General features: G+C 56.4%; 15 protein-coding genes. 6 read left to right on the top strand and 9 right to left on the bottom strand.

Annotated features, from left to right (window positions below; all coding sequences use genetic code 11):
- Positions 1–17: 17 nt before the first annotated feature.
- The 5 genes from JO972_RS11415 to JO972_RS11395 all read right to left on the bottom strand — a co-directional run bounded on the left by JO972_RS11415 (position 18) and on the right by JO972_RS11395 (position 6,311).
- Positions 18–1,361 carry an MFS transporter gene (locus JO972_RS11415; RefSeq protein WP_309490181.1) on the bottom strand — a complete coding sequence of 448 codons (1,344 nt, stop codon included), beginning with the start codon at positions 1,359–1,361 and terminating at the stop codon, positions 18–20.
- A gap of 74 nt (positions 1,362–1,435) precedes the next feature.
- Positions 1,436–2,452: an FAD:protein FMN transferase gene (locus JO972_RS11410; RefSeq protein ID WP_309490180.1), complete on the bottom strand. Its 1,017-nt coding sequence runs from the start codon at positions 2,450–2,452 to the stop codon at positions 1,436–1,438.
- Between the two features lie 18 nt (positions 2,453–2,470).
- A complete protein-coding gene (locus JO972_RS11405) occupies positions 2,471–3,664 on the bottom strand; it encodes a formylglycine-generating enzyme family protein (RefSeq protein WP_309490179.1) in 1,194 nt (397 codons plus the stop codon).
- 75 nt (positions 3,665–3,739) lie between these two features.
- Positions 3,740–5,041: a Gfo/Idh/MocA family protein gene (locus tag JO972_RS11400; protein WP_309490178.1), complete on the bottom strand. Its 1,302-nt coding sequence runs from the start codon at positions 5,039–5,041 to the stop codon at positions 3,740–3,742.
- A gap of 139 nt (positions 5,042–5,180) precedes the next feature.
- On the bottom strand, positions 5,181–6,311 hold the full coding sequence (locus JO972_RS11395) for a citrate/2-methylcitrate synthase (RefSeq protein WP_309490177.1): 1,131 nt from the start codon (positions 6,309–6,311) through the stop codon (positions 5,181–5,183).
- A 232-nt stretch (positions 6,312–6,543) separates the two neighbouring features.
- Here JO972_RS11395 and tsaB point away from each other — a divergent pair, with 232 nt between their 5' ends.
- On the top strand, positions 6,544–7,266 hold the full coding sequence (gene tsaB / locus JO972_RS11390; protein ID WP_309490176.1) for a tRNA (adenosine(37)-N6)-threonylcarbamoyltransferase complex dimerization subunit type 1 TsaB: 723 nt from the start codon (positions 6,544–6,546) through the stop codon (positions 7,264–7,266).
- Positions 7,267–7,446: 180 nt separating this feature from the next.
- A complete protein-coding gene (gene bamA / locus JO972_RS11385; protein ID WP_309490175.1) occupies positions 7,447–9,765 on the top strand; it encodes an outer membrane protein assembly factor BamA in 2,319 nt (772 codons plus the stop codon).
- A gap of 163 nt (positions 9,766–9,928) precedes the next feature.
- Here the strand turns inward: bamA and JO972_RS11380 are convergent, their stop codons facing one another.
- The 4 genes from JO972_RS11380 to JO972_RS11365 all read right to left on the bottom strand — a co-directional run bounded on the left by JO972_RS11380 (position 9,929) and on the right by JO972_RS11365 (position 11,851).
- Positions 9,929–10,309 (bottom strand): response regulator, encoded by a 381-nt coding sequence (locus JO972_RS11380; protein ID WP_309490174.1) that lies wholly within the window; start codon positions 10,307–10,309, stop codon positions 9,929–9,931.
- Between the two features lie 73 nt (positions 10,310–10,382).
- On the bottom strand, positions 10,383–10,814 hold the full coding sequence (locus tag JO972_RS11375; protein WP_309490173.1) for a hypothetical protein: 432 nt from the start codon (positions 10,812–10,814) through the stop codon (positions 10,383–10,385).
- 46 nt (positions 10,815–10,860) lie between these two features.
- The gene (locus JO972_RS11370; RefSeq protein ID WP_309490172.1) at positions 10,861–11,241 is read right to left on the bottom strand and encodes a hypothetical protein; all 381 of its coding nucleotides are present in this window, start codon (positions 11,239–11,241) and stop codon (positions 10,861–10,863) included.
- Positions 11,242–11,353: 112 nt separating this feature from the next.
- The gene (locus JO972_RS11365) at positions 11,354–11,851 is read right to left on the bottom strand and encodes an RDD family protein (RefSeq protein ID WP_309490171.1); all 498 of its coding nucleotides are present in this window, start codon (positions 11,849–11,851) and stop codon (positions 11,354–11,356) included.
- Between the two features lie 226 nt (positions 11,852–12,077).
- Between JO972_RS11365 and JO972_RS11360 the strand changes: the two genes are divergently transcribed.
- The 4 genes from JO972_RS11360 (at position 12,078) to JO972_RS11345 (ending at position 18,885) form a co-directional block, all read left to right on the top strand.
- Complete coding sequence (locus JO972_RS11360; protein ID WP_309490170.1) at positions 12,078–13,160, top strand: ABC transporter ATP-binding protein; 1,083 nt, start codon at positions 12,078–12,080, stop codon at positions 13,158–13,160.
- On the top strand, positions 13,157–14,683 hold the full coding sequence (locus JO972_RS11355) for an ABC transporter substrate-binding protein (protein ID WP_309490169.1): 1,527 nt from the start codon (positions 13,157–13,159) through the stop codon (positions 14,681–14,683). The genes JO972_RS11360 and JO972_RS11355 overlap by 4 nt, the downstream gene beginning before the upstream one ends.
- A 5-nt stretch (positions 14,684–14,688) precedes the next feature.
- Positions 14,689–16,386, top strand: a complete 1,698-nt coding sequence (locus JO972_RS11350; protein WP_309490168.1) for an ABC transporter permease — start codon at positions 14,689–14,691, stop codon at positions 16,384–16,386.
- Positions 16,387–16,587: 201 nt separating this feature from the next.
- Entirely contained in the window at positions 16,588–18,885 is a 2,298-nt protein-coding gene (locus JO972_RS11345) for a DUF6288 domain-containing protein (protein WP_309490167.1), read from the top strand.
- Positions 18,886–18,945: the final 60 nt, after the last annotated feature.

The following is an 18,945-nucleotide window of genomic DNA, read 5'->3' as shown; positions in this document are numbered from 1 at the left end:
AATCGGTATTTCGGCGATTACATCGCGGACTCTTCGTCCGGTGATGCCGCGACAGCCACTTCCTCGAGGTCGGTTTTCTTGTCGACTTTGTCCCAGAAGAAGAGGGCGAAGAGAATCATCACTACAAATGCGAACCCAGCTGGCACATACCAGAATTTTGAGAAGTCGATGGTATCACCAGATGTGCACATCGCGGTCCAACGCCCAAAAAGTTGAGCTCCGAGACCAAGTCCTAATCCTTGGGTAAGCATTACTACGAGTGATTGAGCCTGATTTCTGATTGCAGCTGGGGCTTTCTTGTCTGTGTAAATCATGCCTGTGACAAAGAAAAAGTCGTAGCAAATACCGTGAAGAAGGATGCCGATAAAGATAGGCAGTGTAAGCATAGGGCCTTCTTGGCCGAAGGCATACCCCCATAGGCCATAGCGAGCGACCCAAGCTGCCATTCCGATTGTCAGCATCCATTTGACGCCCAAGCGGGCGAAGCAAAACGGCATCACGAGCATAAAGAAGATCTCGGACATTTGCCCTGTGCTCATAGCCCCTGTGGTGGAGCCAAACAGAGTGACCCCCATGCTATCTACATAGCCGTATCCTTTAGCATAATATCCAGCTAAAGGGATACAGATGAGGAAACTAGCAATAGCGAAAACAAAGAATCCTTTGTTCTTGAGTAGGCCCCAGGCATCAATACCAACGATTTCTCCCAGAGCGATTTTTTTGCCTTTAGACGGTGGCGTGGTTTTTGGAAGTGTGAGGCAGTAAAGGCCTAGAATGCCTGAAGCTAAAGCCGCAGCTGTGAAAATGTGTGGTGAATTATCTGAAAATACATCAGCATCAAGTCCAGTAGAACGACATAACCACATGGCCCAGTTTCCAACAATCCAACCGATTGTTCCCATCACACGTACAACTGGAAATTGTTTTTCCGCATTCTCGAGGTGACTGAAGGAGAGGCTTGCTGTTAGTCCCAAGGTGGGCATGAAGCAGATCATGTAAGCCAGCAGACATAAAATCATCGGATGGCTAAACTGGCCAAGAAATGATTCAGGAGCTCCAGCTTGAGCGAGGCTCGGCGCGATGTAGAGCAGGATAGCTCCTACAAGGAAGAGTATGGATAGGACTTTTTCTGTATTGAGAAATCGATCTGCGATAAGACCTAATGTCAGAGGTGCGAGGATGGCTGCAATTGGAGCTACCGTATAAGCTGCGGCATCAAAGGAACCTCCGTTACCGATTGCGGTCATTCCCGAGTTTTTTAGGAAACCCCACATGGCGACATACCATGCTCCCCAAACGAAGAATTGGAGAAACATCATGACGGAAAGACGTAGAGTATTTGAATTTTTAGCTGTGCTCATGGATGGTGGATGTGAGTGGGTGGATTGAATCAGGAATCAAAAATTTGGCAATCTGTCTATTGCCGAAGAATGGGTCACGGGGCGGTGTGGATGTTTGGGAAATCGGCCGACCTTCGTTGCTGCGGCCGCCCCGCTTTATCGAGGGTGATGATGAGGGCTTTCTCCGCCCGCTTGTTGGCCAGTAGGAGGGCTCGGAATCTGTCGCTGACGCAGCTGGCGGTGGCCAAGGCGTCGGATCGGGTGGCTGTGGGGGCGACCACGGTGGCGGAGATCCGCTGCGTGAGTCCCAGGCCGGTGGCGGGGTCGACAATGTGGGAGTAGCGCTTGCCGTCGATCACCGAGAACTGATGCAAATCCCCGGAGGTGGAGACGGCGCAGTTGGAAACGATGATGAATGCTCGGGCTTTGGCCGGCTCGCTGCCGAGCGTTTTCAGTCCTACACGCCAGCCTTGTTGACCCGGTGGTGGGTCGCCGAGGCGGACGTCGCCACCGGCGGCCACGGTCGCGATGCGGATGCCGCGGCGTTTGAGCTCTTCGAGCATCAGGTCGGCGGCGTAGCCTTTGGCGATGCCTCCGAGGTCGAGTTTCATGCCCGGCAGTCCCTTGGTCACCCGACCTTGGGCGTCGATCGTCAAGTTGCGCCAGCCGGAGATCGCTTGGGCGGCGGCGATGGCTTGGGCGGTGGGGAGTTTACCGCGTGTGCGGGCCCGGCGCCAGTTCCAGCTGTGGCCGCCTAGTGTGGGGTCGAACCCGCCATCGGTCTCTTGGGCGATGGCGAGTGATTTGGATAAAACATCCGCCAGCAGAGGGCTGACCTGCTGGGTGGCGGGTGGCTTCATCAGGGCCATCAGCTCGCTCCGGGGATCGTAATCCGAGCAAGCGTCCTCCACCTTTTGGCCGAGCTCAAAGGCGGCATCGGCTGCTTTTTTGGCGCTGCCAGCATCGTCGCTGTAGAGGACGATCTGGAACTTGGTGCCCATCAGGGCGCTTTGAAAATGGTAGCGCTCCAGAGCTACCGGCTCAGCCGCCAGTGATACCGAGGTTATCGGGCTCAATGACAGCAGGCAGGCGATGATGGAGCGGGCTGTCATGACAGCGCATGGGTGGGCTTAGAGCTCGCCAGGGCCGGTGTTCCAGAGCAGGTGCATTTCCTCGACGGGTGGGATCTTGGCCGGGCGCACGATGCGGAAACCGAGCCATCGGGCCTTGGTATGATACCAGATCGACCGCGGTGCTTGTGGATCGTTTTCCTTCCAGCTGGGGTGCGACGGGTGGCGGGCGGCGGAGCGCAGGCCGTCAGCGTCCATCTCAAAGTGGCCGCCACGCACCACGCGAGGGTAGCGATCTTTGCTCAGCTGCACGGGATTGAGGGTGCCGTTGGGAACTTTGGCGTAGCTTGTCTGGTAGCTGTCGATCACCCACTCGGCGACGTTGCCGTGCATGTCGTGCAGGCCCCAGGCGTTGGGTTTTTTCTCACCCACCGGTTGGTATTCGTATTCGTAAACCGCATCGATGCGGGCATTTTTGCGGAACCAGGCGTATTCCTCCAGCTTCGAGGCGTCGTCACCGAAGGAGTAGGCGGTTTTGCTGCCGGCGCGGCAGGCGTATTCCCACTCGGCTTCGGTGGGCAGGCGGTAGTAGTGACCTGTCTGGGCGCTCAGCCATTCGCAGAACTTGCTGGCGGCGTGTTGGGTCATTGAGCAGGCGGGGTAATCTTCGGAGTAGCCGGCGCCGTTGCCCATGTTGAAGTGCATCACGTGGAAGGGGGCGGTGGGCTGGGAGAGGATGTCTACCAGGGTTTCGTCGCCTTCGGCCTTGTTCGGCTCGGGTGTCTGGCGATCGTTGTCGCGGTTCAGACTGCCGTTTTTATTCCGTGTGACATAGTTCAGGTTCTCGTTGTCCATGAACTGGCGGTAGAGGTCCCAAGTGACTTCCACCTTGCCCATCCAGAAGGGCTCGATCTTGATTTCACGCTGCGGGCCTTCGTCGGCCTTGCGTCCCTCCTCACCTTCGGGTGATCCCATGGTGAAGGTGCCGCCGGGAATCGGCAGCATTTCAAACTCAGCATCCTCGGCTTCCGGGGCGGTCTCGGTGTAGGCCTTCATTTCCCCGGCTTCCTGTTCAGCGGCTTTCTTGACGATGGCGGCGTGAATGGTCTTGGTGAGATCGAGGAATTCGGGCGCAGGCTGGTCGCCAACGCTGCCGACGGGAGTAATACTGACGGCTTTCTCATCGGCGTGGCAATTCAGGCTGATGAGGCTGACGAGCGGTAGGATGAGAGCGATTCTGGATGATACGTTCATGGTGATGGCTTGGTGCAAAACAGCCGACCGCACTGCTGCGGTCGGCGTTTTGAGTGAGGGGTGTGGTCGGTTCAGTTAGGATTTTTTGCCGGGCACAGGGACCGGGGCAATCGCGAAGCTGTCCTCGAACTTCAGGCTGTCAGGAGCCATGTCTTCGTCGGATTTGAACAGCTTGTCCCAAGTGATGCGCTTGCCGGTGTGAGCGGCTTCGCGACCGAGGATGGCGAGGGCGGTGGAGTTCGCCATGTATTCGCCGGAGTTGTTGATCTTGCCGGCACGAAGGTCGGCGAAGAACTCGTTGTGGCAAACTTGATACATGTTCTGCTCGGCTCCGGCTTCGGGGCGGTAGCGCCATGTGGTCTTGCCGTTGCCATCGATGGCACGCGGCTGGCCTGGTCCAACGACGCTGCCATCTTCGCAGAAAATGCGGTCGATGACTTCGGTGTGGCTTCGGCTGAACTGACGGGCGCCGAGCTGGCAGAACACGCCATTCGGGTATTCGAAGGAGACGTTGTAGTGATCGTAGACGTTACTTGGGTCGTCACGCTGGATGCGGCCACCGGTGCCGACAGCGGCTATGGGTGCCACATCGCCCATGCCCCAGGCGATTTTATCCACAGTGTGGATGGATTGCTCAAGGATAGGAGCGCCGGAGAGCCACTCGTAGTTGGTCCACCAGCTGACCTGCCACTCGACATCGCCCATGCCCTTGGGCTTGACCGCGTCTTTGGGGATCGGTTTGTAAACGCTGCTCATGTAAGTTCCGTAGATGGAAGTCACGCGGCCGAAGTCGCCGTTGAGGATCTTGCCGTAGGCGGCGCGGGTGCTGGGAGCGTAGCGCCAGCAGAAGCCGTGTTGGATGGCGACGTTGTTTTTCTTGGCGAGCGCAGTGGACTCGAGCACGGATTTCACCCCGGCCATATCCACGGCCATGGGTTTTTCAGCGAAGGTGTGCTTTTTCGCTTCCACGGCAGCACGCAGGTGCTGGGGACGGAAGCCGGGAGGCGCTGCGAGCAGGACGACGTCGACACCGGAGTCGATGACCTGCTGGAAGGCATTCAGGCCACTGAACTGACGCTCGGCGGCCACTTCACTGCGCTTGCCGAATTTTTTCAGCTGCTTCAGTGAGCTTTCGATCTGCTTGGAGAAGGCATCGCCCATCGCCCAAAGCTGGATGTTCTCGTCGGCGGACAGCGCCTGAACGGCGGCGCCGGTGCCACGACCACCACAGCCGATCAGGCCGACTTTGAGGGTCTTGCTGCCCATGTTCTGAGCGTTAACGATGGCTGGAACGCCGAGAATGGGGGTGACTGCGGCCGCGGCGCTGGCTTTCTTAAGAAAGCTGCGGCGGGTGTTGTTTTCTGAGTCGTGGTTCATGATTTTTTTATACGTTTTGGTTGAGCTTATAACGTTTGCTTGCCGACAACTCTTGCGAATATAGTACCAACTTCCAATAAAAAACCCGACGAGCCCTTGGCTGGTCGGGTTTTTTGAATGAGATATACGGATTGTATGCCTATCGCTCGCTAATCGGCGGAACGGGCATGGTTTCCTGAGGTCCGACATATTTGGTCAGAGGGCGATACAGGCGGTTGTCCTGCAGCTGCTCCAGCACCTGGGCGGTCCAGCCGGCTGCGCGGGCGATCGCGAAGATCGGGGTGAACAGGTCGGTGGGGATGCCCATGGAGTAATACACGGTGGCGGAGTAGAAATCGACGTTGGCATTCAGGCCCTTGCGCTCGCGCATGATTTCCGCAATGCGGTTGGACATGTTGATCCACTTGGGCTCGCCGAGCTCTTCGGTGAGCTTGATCGCCATTTTCTGCAAGTGTGGTGCGCGAGGGTCGAGCACTTTGTAAACGCGGTGGCCGATGCCCATGATCTTCTTCTTGTTGGTCAGGCAGTCTTCCACGTAGGCGTCCACCTTGTCTTCCTCACCGATTTCCTCGAGCATCTGGATCACACCTTCGTTAGCGCCGCCGTGCAGTGGTCCCTTGAGGGTGCCGATGGCCGAAGTGACGGCGGAATACATGTCGCTGAGTGTGGCGACGGTGACCCGTGCGGAGAAGGTGGAGGCATTCATGCCGTGATCCGCATGGATGATGTAGGCGATGTCGAGCGTGCGAGCCATGGCTTCGCTGGGCTCCTCGCCATTGATCAGGTAGAGGAAATGAGCGGCCTCACCGAGATCGGTGCGGACAGGTGGGAGATCCATTCCCTGGCGTGCACGGTGGTAGTAAGCGACGATCACGGGGATCTGAGCGACGATGGACAGGGCGACTTCGCGGTTGGCCTCGTGATCCGGCTCACCAATCTTGGCGCGCTTGTCGGTCAGGCCGAGCATGGAAACGCCGGTGCGGATGATATCCATCGGCAGAGCGTCCTTGGGGGCTGACTTCAGGAAATCGACCACACCTTGAGGGAGCTCCCGGCGACCTCTAAGGCTCTCGCAAAAGGCGTCGAGCTCGGATTGGTTTGGCAGTTGGCCGTTCTGCAGCAGGTAGGTGACTTCCTCGAATGTGCATCCGTTTACTAGATCATCGATGTCGTATCCAAGGTAGGAAAGCTTTCCCTCCAGACCCTCAACACGGCTGAGGGCTGATTCATTGGCGATGACTCCTTCGAGTCCTTTGGCGTAGTCACTCATATGATAATAAACGGGTTTGAAGTTAGAAATTGTGAACTGAATCTTGGATTTTCCAAAAATTGTCAGCGCGAAGACCTAAGCGCGTAGCGAAACTCATTGCAAGAATGAATCGGCGATCTTTTGTGACGCTGAAAAATGCGGTCGGCCAGAAGCTCTTGAGGCAAAATGTTCAGGCTGCCTATTTCAGGATTTCAGAATTGGTATTTTCATCGATTGGCATTAAACCGCTCGTGTGGAGACTGCAAATCATCGAGCTGAAACCGGCGCATTTCTAGCCATTGAGACCAGTGTGCCGGATGCCAGTATTGCGCTCTGGTGTGATGGTGAGGTGATCTATCAGAAGGATTTCACCAGCGATCGCAATCACAACTCGATGGTGTTCGAGCCCTTGGCGGAAGCGCTGGATTTACTTGGCGAACGGACACTCGATGCGGTTCTCGTGGGCACCGGTCCGGGGAGCTACAGTGGAGTGCGCACGGGCATTGCCGCAGGCCAGGGAGTGGCCCTCACCCATGGCTGTCCGGCGGTCGGTTTGGGATCGCTGGCGGCGACTCCTTGTTCCCGCGCTGCCGATGCGGAGACCGTCAGTCTGGCCATCGGCGATGCGCGCCGTGGACTATATTTCCTGGCTGAAATTGACCCCGGTGGTGAAGCCGCCGAACCGGAGCTGATGGATGTTGCCGAATTCCAGCAGCGCTTGCAGCAGAGTGCCGAGGCAAACCCTCTCAATCTCTTCACCTTGGACGATCCTGCCGCACCATGGTTGGATGGCATGTCGCTTCCTGGGCAAGTCACTCGCACGCGCCCGCAGGCTCAAGGGCTGATCGGGGTTTGGTTAGGTTTGTCCGAGACACGTCGCGCGGAGATGGTTCGCCTTCCCTTGGCGCCTTGTTATCTTAGACCCCCCTTTACCTCGAAGGCTAAGCCGGGTCACCCCTTGCTGCGGACGCCCTAACGTGGGTCGGCTCGGCGAATCGCTGTGATTGTGTCATGGTCATTTACAGGCGACTTGAAAATCGCCGCCAAGCCGCATGGAATCTTAGCTTGGGCGCAATCGATTCCCTGCTGATTGACCTTGACTGGATAGTTGTTAGGTGGCCTACTGGCGGCCAACCAACCCATATCCACACGAAGAATGTTTAAAGGTATCACCCAACGCGTCTCTCAGTCACTCCTGGTGCTGACGGGGCTCATGATGTTAGTGGCCAGCGCCACCACCGCAAATGCGCAAAATTTTGAAGGCAAAAAGATCACGTCTGTGGCCGTCCGCTACGTCGGCCCACGCACTGTGGATGAAGCCCGGATCCGCGGCAACATGGCAGTCCGCGCCGGTCAGAATTACAGCGCAGCTCGTCTCGATGACGATGTTCGCAGCCTTTACGCCAGTGGTCTGGTAGACGATGTCCGTTTCTTCGCTGAAGCTGTCGGCTCCGGAGTCAAGGTGATCGCCGAAGTTAAAACACGTGGAAAAATTGTGGCTGTTGGTTTTCTTGGCAACACACGCTTCAGTGAGCGTAAACTCGCCAACGTCACCAAGCTGAAAGCTGGTGGTGTGATGAGCGATGAAGCGATCCTGACTGCTCGCCGCAACATTCAGGAGCACTACCGTGGATTTGGTTACGCCGATGTCAGTGTCTCCCACCGCATTCAGCCAGCGGCTGCCGCTGGCACAGCTGAGTTGGTCTTCATTGTCAACGAGGGTGCTCGTGCCGAAGTTGATGAGATTCGTTTCGAAGGAAATAACTCGGTTGCCTCTCACGTTCTGCGCAACGAGATGAAAACCAAGCAGAAAGGTTGGTTCTCCTTCTTCACTAAATCAGGCCGCATCGATGTAGTGAAGCTCGAAGAAGATGTCGACCGTGTGCTCGACTACTATCGCAACCGCGGCTACCTCCGCGCCACGGCCGATGTGCGTCGTGAGCCAGCTGCCGATGAGCGTGTGGATCTCGTCATCAGCATCAACGAAGGTGCCAAATACACCGTGGCCAATGTCGGCTTCGGAAAAATGACCGTTTTCAAACCTGCCGATCTGGCACCCGCACTCACCCTGAATGCCGGTGACGGCTACTCACTGAGCAAGATGCGCGCAGATATCACCAGCATCCGTAGCTACTACGGCTCCCGTGGTTATGCCGATGCCGCTGTCAGCCCTGACATCCGCAACGTCACTGCTACCAGCGTTAGCATCACTTACCGCATTACTGAGGGTCGTCGCTACCGTGTTGGCCGCATCACCATCGAAGGTAATGACAAGACTCAGGACCGCGTCATCCGCCGCGAAGTTCCTCTGAAGCCCGGCGAGTATTATAACTCCGTTGAGCTCGATACCACCCGCCGCCGTCTGAAGAACATGAACTACTTCAACGATGTGCAAGTGGGTGCCTCCCCAAGCAATCAAGCTGGCTACCGCGACGTCAGCATTCAGGTGAACGAGAAGAAGACTGGTTCGATCAGCTTCGGTCTCGGATTCAGCTCCGTCGATAGCATCGTCGGTTACGTTAACTTGGAGCAAACCAACTTCGACATTGGAAACTGGCCAAGCTTCACCGGTGCCGGTCAGCGTTTCGGTGCCAAACTGCAGCTCGGTAGCGAGCGCACCGATTTCCGCCTGTCATGGGTGGAACCATGGTTCCTCGGCCAGCGTCTTGCGCTCGGCACTGAGTTCTTCTACCGCGATGCGCTCTACTACAGCTCCGAATATGAGCAGAGCCAATACGGTGCTGCCGTTTCCCTCAGGAAGCCGGTCAGCAAACGCGCCTACATCAAAGGTGAATATCGCCTGGAGAAAATCACCATTGATGCCGAAAGCGATACTTCCGCCGTATTCATGGCCGAAGACGGTGACTTTATCCGCAGTGCTCTGAGCTTCAACTACGTTTACGATAGCCGCGACAGCAACCAGCTGCCACGTAAGGGTCACAAGATCGACCTCGGTGTCACCTACGCCGGTGGATTTATCGGTGGTGATGTGGATGTCTTCATCGTTCAAGGTTCCGGCGCCAAACACTGGAACCTCTGGGGCGACAGCATCCTGAACCTTCGCGGTGCTTTCAGCGTGGCTGATACCCACGGCGACAGCAACATGGTGCCAATCTTCGATCGTGAATTCCTCGGCGGACCTCACAACCTGCGTGGTTTTGACAACCGTGACGTGGGTCCCCGTGACGCCACAACGGAGGAAGTCTTCGGTGGTAACACCTCGGCCTACGCCACTGTGGAATACACCTTCCCGCTCATCGAGCGTGTCCGTGGTGCGGTGTTCTACGACATCGGTCTGGTCAACGCCAAGTCCTGGGACTTCGGCAGCGATCTCTACCACGATGCGGGTGTGGGCCTCCGCCTGAACCTTCCTTTCGGCCCGCTCGCCATCGATTACGCCATCCCACTTCAGTCACCTGACGAAGAGGCTGACAAAGGTGGCCAGTTCCAGTTCTACCTGGACTACAAATTCTAAGGTCTAACGATCCTATCCAATTTCAAAGCCCCCAGGTGATGCACCTGGGGGCTTTTTTGTTGAGGTCGGTGGTTTCGTGAGGAGGCGATCCGCATATGGCGTGATGTTCGATAGCGAACGCTCACGATGTTCCCTCCGCAGATTGGCAGAGACGGCTGTCACCTTAGCTCTTCTTCTCGCCGTAGCGTTCGAACAGGTCTTCTAACCATTCCCTTTTCAGTGGCTTGGAAAGTAGGGTCACCTGGCCTTGAGGGAGTAATCGATTCACCACGGCGACTTCCTCGGCATCGAGTGAGTCGACGAGGGCGACCACGGGCAGGGTGTAATGCGATTCGGATTTCAGCAGTTTCTGATAGAGCTCGTCACCATCCATATCAGCCAGTTTCAGGTCGAGGATGGCGAGGGGGAAATCGTAACCGGATGCCATCGTCAGCGCTTGCTGGCCACTGGAGGCTGCGATGTGGAAATAACCACCCTCCTTGAGGATTTTGGTGATATCGGCGAGGAGACTGCTGTCGTCGTTGACTACTAGAATAGGGTTCATACTGGGATGTTAGACAAACGCTCTCGGCTGTCTGTTATAAAATTGTGTCAGTATTCTATTCATAAAGCTGACTTCAAAGAGCATGCTTCTGTAGATTTTCAAAATCTTTGTTCGAGAGTGTTAGGCTGGTGATGCGAGGGGATCCCACGTCTAACTTAACCGATTGAAGCCAGAGAAAAGATCGGACAGTTGGGTTGTTCAGATCGTCCCAGGGGATCAACACGGGTGGATGACCCGGGCGAAAGATGGGAAAGACGGAAAGGCTCAAGCCGTCAGACGATGATCTGAGGTTGAGGCAGTTGCTATAGTTGACCAGCCCCACCGACCCGCTGGCCATGTAGCGGGCGTATCCATCAGACGGTTCCGTATTTCGGTAACGTTTCGCCAGCTGATTCCAACCACTTATCTGCCCAAGCAGCCAACATACCAAGCACCAGAACCCAACAAAGCCGAGCATGAGTGCAGGAACCATGATCACGAGAAGAATGGAAGATAGGTCCGCCATGGCTGGGAGTGATTGATAAGGGGGGGATGGCTGACGTTAGCCGGTATTAGCGCGATGGGTCGGATTCTTGCCGGGCGTGGTCCTCATCCAACACGCGGTAGCTTCGAGATGAAAACTCCCAGTTGCAATAGCCGGGGATGATGGCACCGGTATCGGTCCACTGCAGTTCGTTGGCCTGGCTAATTTTCGACAAGGGGATGCGTCCGTAAGACTGGCCGCTGCGGTCGTAGATCGTGATGAACCCGGGCATGCCGCCGCTGTCGCCCGGTGCCGAGGGCAGGTAAGTCTGATAGTTACGATAGCTAACCACGGCGGTGAAGGCGCCATCGGGTCTGGTGATCCGCTTGCTTTCCGATGGATTGAAAAGCACAGCACAGACGGCCGCGACGGCACAGGCGAGAATGACCAAGGGGATGAGCTTTTTCATCAGGGGACTGATTGTGCTCGCGATGGGCTCGTGTGGAAATCAAAAAGAAAAAACTCCCGGCCGACACACACACGACCGAGAGTTTTTGGGGTTTTTCTACGATGGAAAAAGCTTACTTAGGCACCTGGATGACCTTGGTGTTTGCCCACTGGTCACCGAGACGGAGCAGCCCTTCGGGGGCATCTTTCTTGGTGATCAGGACGATCAGTTCAACCAGGGCCATGAAGGGAATGACCAGGATGACGTTGCGCAGTAGGCCGGGCTGCCAGTTGCCGCTCAGGCTTTGGCCATCGCTGGTGACGGCGCGCAGACCGAGAAGTTTCTTACCGATGCTCTGGCCATCAGTTTGTGGCAGTGAGTCACGCACCAAGACGTAGGCGATACCAGTGAAGGAAAGCAGGGAGCCGAGGATGGAGGAGACTTGTCCTACAAGTGACGAGAGGATGCCGGCTACGATGCTCGCAAGGATGACGTCAATGAGGTAAGCACCGGCGCGCTGGCCGAGAGTGGCTTGAGCTGCGCTGCCAGCGACAGCCGGTGTGGCTGCTGGCGCGGTGGTTTCCGGAGTGGTGTAGGGAGATGTGGAATCGGTGGTTGTTTGGTCAGACATGGTGTTGTGGAATGTTGTTCAGGGTGTAGACGTGCCGACGTAGGATCTATGCGAAAAAATGGCGATTATATGCTGCGGGAGCTCGCGTGATTTGGCAGGCGCGGGGATCTAGCTCCTGATAGATACGCTCTGGATTGCAGTTTTTCTCAATGAGATTCACACAACAGTATTGCCGCAGTTCTATGCTTGCATTGCTGAAGGGGGCTTTAGAAGATATATGACGGATATGGATGCGATACGTGCAGAATCACTGGTGAAGAACTTTGGCGAGACGAAGGCCTTGGACCAAGCAAGTATCACCATCGAAAAAGGCGAGCTGTTTTTCCTGCTGGGCGCCAGTGGCTGTGGCAAGACCACGCTGCTGCGTTGTATTGCCGGTCTGGAAAACCCGGACTCTGGACGAGTGCTTTATGGCGATCGCGATGTCACTGGGCTACCAACCCATAAACGGGAAGCTGCCATGGTATTCCAAAGCTATGCGCTCTGGCCCCACATGAGCGTGGGGGAGAATGTCGCGTTCGGGCTTGAGGAGCGCAAGGTGCCCCGTAAGGAAATCACTCAACGGGTGGACGAGGCTCTGGCGATGGTCCATTTGGAAGGATACAATGATCGCCGGATCGATCACATGTCTGGCGGCCAGCAGCAGCGCGTGGCCCTTGCTCGTGCCCTGGTGGTCAAGCCGAAGTGTCTCCTCCTCGACGAGCCGTTATCTAATTTGGATGCCAAATTAAGGTTGGAAATGCGCCGTGAGATTCGGCGGATTGTGAAAGAGAACAACCTCACAGGTGTCTACGTAACTCACGATCAGGAAGAGGCCCTTTCAATGGCCGACCGCATGGCAGTGCTGGATGCTGGCAGAGTGGTGCAGATGGGCACGCCTAATGATATTTATCGAAATCCATTGAGCGCTCACGTCGCGGGTTTCATCGGTGAGACAAACTTAATCGAAGCGACCGTTGACCGCATCGTCCGCGATGACGATGAGCTTGGCTTGAGTGTTTCCAGCCCGATGGGGCGCTTCAACGGCAGGATCAGTCGTCGAGGCTGGCGACCAAAAGAGGGCTCGAAGGTGCTGGTTTCCATTCGTCCGGAAGCGCTTTTCGTGGATTATTCCGGAGTGCCGATTAACCGTATTCGTGGTAAGATTAAGGATCGCATGTATCTGGGTAGCCACATCCAATATCGCGTTGCCGCTGCAGGTGATCACCTCTGGTCCGTCACTGAAACCAACCCCCATGTGATCCGAGAAGATGGCGATGATATTGTGCTCACCGCCGACCCTGCAGATGTGATTATTCTCAAGGCATGAAACTTCATCAACACCTTGCCCCTTGGGTGAATAGTAAATCTCTAGTCGCCCTGGCGCTGGTGATCTGCGTGGCGACTCCTTTGCTGATGAGCCGCAAAGCCGGCACGGGGAAGATTACCGCGGAAAATGCCGACCGCCGAATCACCATCATCACACCTCATAACGAGACCATCCGCCGTGAGTTTGGCGAGGCATTCCAAGCATGGTGGCAGGAAGAACATGGCGAGACCGTCTACGTGAACTGGCTCACCCCGGGCGGCACCTCCGAGATCAGGAAGATCTTGGATGGACGCTTTGCCGCGGCGAAGAAAACTGGCGACACAGGGGTGGAAATCGATATTTTCTTCGGTGGCGGCGATTACGAGTTTCGCATTCAGGCGGAGAAAGATCGCTTCGCCAAACTCGATGTCTTCGAGTCGCACCCTGAGTGGTTCGGTGAAGACGCGCTGCCGCAGACGTTTTCCGGAGAGATTTACTACGCGGAAGACCACAGCTGGGTGGGCGTTTGTTTGTCGCGTTTTGGTATTTGTTACAACGTCGATGCGCTGCGTCGCCGGGGGTTGGAACCTCCGGAAACCTGGGAGGACCTCGGCGACCCCAAGTATTTCGGCGGCATCGCCCTGTCCGATCCTAACAAAAGTGGCTCGGTGGCCCGTGCCTTCGAGATGCTGATCCAGCAGCAGATGCATGAGGCGGCCGCCACAGCAAAAGTGGCACCCGGCGAGACTCCGGACCGATTCCAGGCACGCGTGCTCAACGATGGTTGGGACCGGGGCATTAATTTGATTCAGAAAATTGGAGCCAATGCCCGCTACTTCACCGACAGCTCCACCAAGATCCCGCACGATGTGGCCTCAGGAGATGCCGCGGCGGGTATGTGTGTGGACTTTTACGGTCGCACCTACGAGCAGATGCTGATGAAAGAAGATGGCAGTTCCAGGCTTCACTGGATATCACCGAAGGGAGGCACCTCCATGAGTGTCGATCCCGTGGCGGTGCTGAAAGGTGCGCCCGACCCGGAGCTGGCCCAGGCGTTTGTCGAATTCCTCGTTTCCGAACAGGGGCAAGTGCTCTGGAATGCTCGGCCTGGCAGCCCGATAGGTCCCCGTCACCACGCTCTGCGGCGCATGCCGGTAAGGCGTGATGTTTACACAGCGGAAAACCTCCAACATTTCACCGATCAGGAGAACCCCTACGAGATGACTGGCGGTTTTGTCTATGATCGTGCCCTGACGGGGAAAGGTTTCAAGGCCTTGCAATTCGTCATCCGCGTGCTCTGTCTGGACGCTCACGAAGAGCTCAAAGAAGCCTGGGTGAAGCTCACCGATGCCGGCATGCCGGAGCGTGCGACGAAGATTTTTTCCGACACCACGTTGGTTTCCTACCAAAATACGATGGGTGATCTCCGCAGGCAGCTCAGCGATGGGACGAAGGTGGAAACGGCCAGGATGGCAGTGCGGCTCGGCAAGCTTTTCAGAAAGAACTATGAACTCGCTGGTGAGCTGGCGGAGGAAGGGAAGTAATCAGCATGAACAAAACCACCGCGTATTCCATCACCGCCGTTGTCGTTCTGATCTTCGGAGTTTTCTTTGTCTACCCCGTGGCGATGACCTTGGCTGTCGCTTTCGAGGCTGAGGACGGAGGGTTCACTCTCGATTACGTGTTCGGTGTGTTTAATAACCCGATCTACATGGAGGGGCTGTGGAATGCCTTTGTCATGGGGCTTGGTAGCACCGTGCTCTCGCTTGCCATTGCCTTTCCGCTGGCGCTGGCCTCGCACCGTTGGGTTTTTCCGCTGAAAAAGTGGCTCTGCATCCTGATTCTCGCGCCCTTGGTATTACCTCCCTTTGTAGGTGCCGTCGGGATCAAACACATCCTTGGTGTGAGCGGATCGTTGAATGCCTTTCTCATCGATCTCGGGCTGATGAGTGCCAATGCGCCGGTCGATTGGTTAGGAGAAGGTCGTCTCTGGGGCGTGATCATCATGAACGCGCTGCACCTCTACCCCATCCTCTACCTGAACATTTCTGCCGCCCTGTCTCACCTCGATCCCGCGATGGAGCAGGCTGCTCAGAACCTCGGCTGCCCTCCATGGCGCCGACTGTGGAAAATCACGCTGCCACTGTGCATGCCGGGTGTCTTTGCTGGGGCGGCCATTGTCTTTATTTGGTCATTCACCGAGCTCGGCGTGCCCTTAGTTTTCGATTACACACGGGTCGCCTCTGTGCAGGTTTACGATGGTATCAAAGATCTCAATGCCAATCCCATGCCCTACGCACTGGTTGGCATTATGCTGATTGTTTCCGCTTCTGTATTTGCGGTTTCCAAGGTGGTGCTGGGTCGTTCTGGACTGGGCACGGCTCCACGACCCAAAACGCACGCCAGTGAAGCCACGCTCTCGGCTAAAAAAGGATGGGCGCTGGCGGCGGGTTTCATGACGGTGTTTTTCATCGCCTGCGTGCCGCACTTGGGTGTCCTGTTTCTCTCGGTCTCTGGCGACTGGTATGGGACGATTTTCCCAGAGTCGATGACCATGGCGCACTACAACGAGGCCCTCGGTCATCCCCTGGTGGTGCCATCGATCAAAAACAGCCTGATCTACGCCACGGGATCTACTTTGTTAGATGTTATTCTGGGCACAGCCATCGCCTGGGTGGTGGTGCGCAGCACGATTCGTGGTCGGGTGTTGCTCGATGCGGTGATGATGTTGCCGCTTGCAGTGCCGGGGCTGGTGTTGGCCTTCGGTTACATTGCCATCACTCAAAAAGGGGAGCCTCTGCATTGGTTGGTGGGGCCATCGAACAATCCGATCTTCCTCCTGATTGCCGCTTATGCGGTGAGGAGACTTCCCTACGTGGTGCGCGCTGCCGTGGCGGGTCTGCAACAGAGCAACATCACCCTGGAGGAAGCGGCCAAATCGCTCGGGGCTTCGCCGGCCCGCACCATGCGGCGTGTAGCCATCCCATTGATCGGGGCGAACTTGGTGGCCGGTGGCATCCTCGCCTTTGCCTTCGCTATGTTAGAGGTGTCCGATAGCCTCATCCTCGCGCAGCAGGCCGAGCATTATCCTATCACCAAGGCCATCTACTCCCTGCTCAGCACTCTGGGGACGGGTCACGAACTTGCCTCCGCCCTTGGCGTCTGGGCGATGATTTTCCTCGGCATTTCCATCATGGGCGCCTTCGTGATCATGGGGAAAAAGGGCGGCAGTATTTTCCGGATGTAGCAGTGAGGGCAGGGCAACCCTGTGAGCACGGCGTCTATCTTTCATCAAAAACTCACCTTCAATGGGTTATAAAATGAGCTCTGTCTTGCGATCTAGACAAAGACACAGGTCCGTGTTATAAGCACTGCTCAAATGCCTATGAATCAACTATTTTCACGCCGCTTAGTAAGTGCGGCATGCGTGCTTGCCTCGCTCACGCTCATGCCTGCTGCTGATGCTGCCAGGGATCCGGCGATCAGCTCTACCATCTATGATTTCACCGCAGGTGACAAACTGCCGAGGGGGGCTTCTCACGACTGGACACTCGGGCCAACGGGGGCGCGTGGATGGTGTCAGATCGGAAAAGGTCTGGCGTCCGAAGGCAATACCAGGCCTTCACGCCAAATTTTAATCACCCAGGTTTCCTCCGGGACTCCTGCTTCCGGGGTGCTGCAAAAAGGAGATGTCATCGTCGGAATCGGCGACCAGGCATTCAGCAGCGATGCGCGGATTGCATTTGCCAAAGCCCTTGGCACGGCTCAGGCGGCCGATGGTCAACTGGTGCTGCAGCGATTCCGTCAGGGGAAAACCGAGCAGGTAAGCATCACCCTGCCAAAGCTGCCGGCATTTTCCGCCACCGCGCCCTATGATTGCGAAAAGTCCCGCATTCTCTTCGATCAAGGTTGCGAGGCATTGTCGAAACGTGGTCTCAAGCGCACCGATATCCCCACGCACATTAATGCGCTGGCCTTGCTGGCTTCCGGCGAGGAAAAATACATGGAGCAGCTCAAGGACTACGCCCACCGCATGGTCAGCCGTCCCGTGTCGCCCGAGATCGGCCTGCCGTGCTGGCACTTCGCCTTCGCGAACCTCTTCCTTAGCGAATATTATCTGGTGACAAACGATCAGAAAGTGCTGCCGGAGATCAAACGTCTCAGCAAATACCTGGTCGATGGCCGTGGTCCTCTGAGCACTTGGGGACATAGTTTTGTCGATCCCACCAACCATCGCCTGCGCGGTTACGGCGCGGTCAATGCCGTGGGTGTGCCGGTGGTGATGTCGCTGACGCTCGCTCGCGAGTGCGGTGTCGATGTTCCCAACCTGGACAAATGCATCACCGAGAGCGCTCACTTTTTCCGTCGTCACGTAGGCCTCGGTGCCATCCCCTACGGTGATGGACCACCTACCACGCAGTATGGTCACGATGACAATGGCAAGAACTCAGCCAGCGCGTTATTCTTCAACTTCTTGGAGGATAGCCGGGCGACGAAATATTACACTCGCACCGCGATGGCGTCCTACGGCAGCGACCGCGAACAGGGTCACACCGGCAACTTTTTCAACATGTTCTGGTCCTTGCCAGCCGTTGCTCTCGGTGGTCCGGAAGCGACTGGAATGTGGCTCAAGGAGTTCGGCTGGTATTACGATCTCGCCCGCGATCCCCAGCATCGATACCCCTATCAAGGTTACCCCAATGAACGTGAGGGCAGTGCTCACTCTGGTTGGGATTGCCCCGGAGCTTACCTTTTGCACCTCGCTCTGCCGCGCAAAGTGATTCGCCTCACTGGCAAGAAAGGCTCCAGCATCGAAGCCTTCACCGCGGAGGAAAATAAGGAAAACATGGACGCTGGTCGGACAAGCTACAAAGGCGCTTCCGAGGTGGTGCTGAAGAAGGCGCTGACATCGTGGTCGCCCGTGGCCCGCATTCGTGCTGAGAAAGAGCTGCGCAAACGTAAGCTGCTGGAAGGTGGCGAGACCATTCTGGCCGCCAAAGACCCCATCGTGCGGATCGCGGCAGTGAACTCCCTCAAGGACTATGAAATTTGCACCAAGATGCTCGATGACGAAGACCTGAGAGTGCGTATCGCCGCCATGCAGGCCAGTGCGCGTTTGGATAAACCTCGCGCTGTGGAGGCTGTTTTCAGCCATCTCGTAAGAGCCAAGGGCGAGAACCCGGTTTTCACTCAGAAGCTGGGTGATATCTTTTTCCCACTCGGTTCACGTGGGAAACAGATTGGTGACCTGCTTAACGGGATCAAGGACCGCAAGGTGGCCGTGCAGGGAGTGATGATTCTGCTCGATGACGAAGACGCCTTGGTTTCTTCACGCGTTGCCATGGGGGTGCGTTACTTGCCGAAAGATGAGCAAGTCGAGCTGCTGCCTAAAATCTATCAGCGTGCCACCGAGCCACCGGCTGGCAATGTCATGTTTGCTAACGGCCTGCGCGTTTCCTGCGTGGAGGTGCTAGCTAGCATGAAACTGAAAGAGGGTCTGGAAATTGCCGCCGATCTGGTAGCGGAAAATTCTTGGGGAAGAAACGCCCGCATTCCACGTGCCGCTGCCGTGGTTGCCAGTTATCAAGGACATGCGAAGTCGGTTCTTCCTGTGCTTAACAAGGCCGCTGCGGCTTACGGTAAGGGCGACAACAAGTGGAAGGCTCTGATTGAGCAAACGGCGAAAAAAATCGAGTCGGCACCCACCACAAGAGATCGCTTGAAAACGATCAAGAACTTCCGTTAGAGGATTTCCGTTCTTCAACCAAAAACGCCACTCCGCGCTCTTTGCGGGTGGCGTTTTTTT

Source organism: Oceaniferula flava, from assembly GCF_016811075.1.
GTDB lineage: Bacteria > Verrucomicrobiota > Verrucomicrobiia > Verrucomicrobiales > Akkermansiaceae > Oceaniferula > Oceaniferula flava.
Note: the sequence above shows the minus strand (reverse complement) of the source record. Positions and strands in the feature narration are given on the sequence as shown.

Coding starts and splice junctions, on each gene's coding strand:
- JO972_RS11375 (WP_309490173.1), bottom strand. CDS start 10,814: ATGGCGGACCTATCTTCCATTCTTCTCGTGATCATGGTTCCTGCACTC.
- JO972_RS11405 (WP_309490179.1), bottom strand. CDS start 3,664: ATGAACGTATCATCCAGAATCGCTCTCATCCTACCGCTCGTCAGCCTC.
- JO972_RS11380 (WP_309490174.1), bottom strand. CDS start 10,309: ATGAACCCTATTCTAGTAGTCAACGACGACAGCAGTCTCCTCGCCGAT.
- JO972_RS11365 (WP_309490171.1), bottom strand. CDS start 11,851: ATGTCTGACCAAACAACCACCGATTCCACATCTCCCTACACCACTCCG.
- JO972_RS11360 (WP_309490170.1), top strand. CDS start 12,078: ATGGATGCGATACGTGCAGAATCACTGGTGAAGAACTTTGGCGAGACG.
- JO972_RS11370 (WP_309490172.1), bottom strand. CDS start 11,241: ATGAAAAAGCTCATCCCCTTGGTCATTCTCGCCTGTGCCGTCGCGGCC.
- JO972_RS11410 (WP_309490180.1), bottom strand. CDS start 2,452: ATGACAGCCCGCTCCATCATCGCCTGCCTGCTGTCATTGAGCCCGATA.
- JO972_RS11395 (WP_309490177.1), bottom strand. CDS start 6,311: ATGAGTGACTACGCCAAAGGACTCGAAGGAGTCATCGCCAATGAATCA.
- JO972_RS11345 (WP_309490167.1), top strand. CDS start 16,588: ATGCCTGCTGCTGATGCTGCCAGGGATCCGGCGATCAGCTCTACCATC.
- JO972_RS11355 (WP_309490169.1), top strand. CDS start 13,157: ATGAAACTTCATCAACACCTTGCCCCTTGGGTGAATAGTAAATCTCTA.
- JO972_RS11400 (WP_309490178.1), bottom strand. CDS start 5,041: ATGAACCACGACTCAGAAAACAACACCCGCCGCAGCTTTCTTAAGAAA.
- bamA (WP_309490175.1), top strand. CDS start 7,447: ATGTTTAAAGGTATCACCCAACGCGTCTCTCAGTCACTCCTGGTGCTG.
- JO972_RS11415 (WP_309490181.1), bottom strand. CDS start 1,361: ATGAGCACAGCTAAAAATTCAAATACTCTACGTCTTTCCGTCATGATG.
- JO972_RS11350 (WP_309490168.1), top strand. CDS start 14,689: ATGAACAAAACCACCGCGTATTCCATCACCGCCGTTGTCGTTCTGATC.